This is a genomic window from Bradyrhizobium sp. CSS354, assembly GCF_029051725.1.
Lineage (GTDB): Bacteria > Pseudomonadota > Alphaproteobacteria > Rhizobiales > Xanthobacteraceae > Bradyrhizobium.
The window spans coordinates 1-1954 of the sequence record NZ_JAACFU010000064.1 but is presented as its reverse complement, the minus strand read 5'-3'; the positions used below and the strand labels follow the sequence as shown (position 1 = coordinate 1954).

Here is a 1954-nt window from a genome sequence, read left to right as displayed (position 1 = left end):
GCCGAGACCGACGTGCTCGCCTACATGTCGTTCCCGCCGCAGCATCGGACCAAGCTGCACTCCACGGATGAGATGGACAAGCGATTTTTTTCGTGACCGAGATGACGATTGCAGACATCGCTACGTCCATTCTTTTGTTCGGCTGCGCCGCAGGTCATTCTTCCGTCCCGGCCATCGATCTCGAGCCGCCGCGCGCAGGGGCGGTCAAGGCTGGCCGCGTTTGCGGCCACCGCAAGGCTTGGCCTTGACTGGCCCGAGCACGGCGGCATGCTGGCGTGGAACGGGACTGCATTCCTGGCTGGCACTTGCCGTCAGACGGGATTACCCTCGGCGGGCGCGGGCGACCTCGTGGCGAAGCGTGGCGCATCGGCTGCAAGCGCCACCAGGCTGCCCTATTTTGTCTTGCCGAGCTGAGGCGCCCGCGCGCCGGTTTTTGGCCGCCGTGGTTTCCATTGCGTCACCAAGCGCTCGTAGCTTTGCTCCGCCTGTGCGGCAATCAACATCTCGCGGTCGCGCAATGCCTTGATGTTGTAGGCATACGCTGGCCCACGTCGGCTGCCTTTCTGTTGCGGATGTCCGGCTTGAAGCTGCATCGCGCGGGTCTTGATGGCGACCAGTGCCGGGCGCGCCCACAGGTAATCCTCGCCCTTCGTCAACAAATGCCAGCAAAGCACGGTGAGCTTCCGGGCCACGGCCACCGCGGCGATCTGATGGCCGCGCCGGGCGCGGATGCGCACGAAAAACGCATGCAGCGGACCGTGCGCCTTGGCCGCTGCCCAGGCCGCCTCGACCAGCATGGCGCGCGCGTGACTGCGGCCGATCTTGCTGATGCGGCCGTGATGGGCGGCGCCCAGTCCGGATTGCCGCACCCGCGGGTTCAGCCCAAAATAGCTCACCAGCTTCTGCGGGCTGTTGAACCGGCGTATGTCGCCGATCGCCGCCATGATGCCGGCAGCGACCGCCAAGTTGACGCCGGTGATCGTCATCAATCTGTTGACCGCGGAATCGTCGATGGCGTCCTGCGCGATCTCGCGGTCGAGCAGGGCCAGATCTTCCGCCAGGCGGTCAAGCTCGCGCACGTGCCGATCGATCGCTGCGCGCTCATCGTCCGGCAACGGTTGAGCGGCCAACCACGTCCGGCCGCGGCCGTTGAAAAGATCGGCATGCGGGCACTTCGGGATCAGGTGCGCGTGCAGGATCGAATGCACCTCGTTTTTGAGCCGCGTGCGATGCCGCACGACCTGATAGCGCCGCGCCACCAGCCGACGCTTGCGTTCCGTCTCCGCGTCAGGCGTCCAGATCTGCGGCAGGTACCCGGCCGCCTGCAGACTGGCGAGCGTGCCGGCATCAATCTTGTCGGTCTTGACGTGAGCCTGGGCGATCGCCTTCACCTGCAGCGGATTGGCGATAATCACCCGTGCCACGAACGGGGCCAGAACCCGCGATACCGCCATGCTGTTGCCGGTCGCTTCGACCACCACCTCATCACTGGCCAGCAGGGTCTTGCCAAATCCTTCCAACCCAGTCCGCGTCATATCAATGCGGCCCGCATGTCGGAGCCTGCCATCCTCCCAAACCACCACCTCCCCGAAAGTTCGGTGGACGTCGATGCCAATCACCCGTCGCATTCGCACCTCCTGCCAATCAGACCACAAGACGGGAGCTACGGGCGACACGACAACTACGGATTCGCGCTCTCAGCGCAACCGGGCGAGTCGCAGAGGCGGCCAGCTACTAACTCGAGCTCGCGGCTCATCGAATGCATCGGCCTGCCCGCACCTTTCGTGCTCCCGGTGCCTCTGTCCCGATGGTCGCACCATACGCTACGATCTTGAATATCGCAGCGGAACATCGGCACCGAGAAACTCTCATACCGGTTAACCAACCCGATCGAGCGCCTCAACGGCGAGATCAAGCGGCGGACCGAAGTGGTCGGCATCTTCCCCAATGAAGA

The 1954-nt window shown here is 64.4% G+C and carries 1 protein-coding gene and 1 pseudogene; one reads left to right on the top strand and one right to left on the bottom strand.

What is annotated here, in order from left to right; genetic code table 11:
• Positions 1 to 392: 392 nt before the first annotated feature.
• Positions 393 to 1610 carry an IS110 family transposase gene (locus GWG67_RS38620; protein ID WP_275174876.1) on the bottom strand — a complete coding sequence of 406 codons (1218 nt, stop codon included), beginning with the start codon at positions 1608 to 1610 and terminating at the stop codon, positions 393 to 395.
• A gap of 270 nt (positions 1611 to 1880) precedes the next feature.
• Here GWG67_RS38620 and GWG67_RS38615 point away from each other — a divergent pair.
• Positions 1881 to 1954: pseudogene (locus GWG67_RS38615) on the top strand (transposase); the annotation flags it as partial.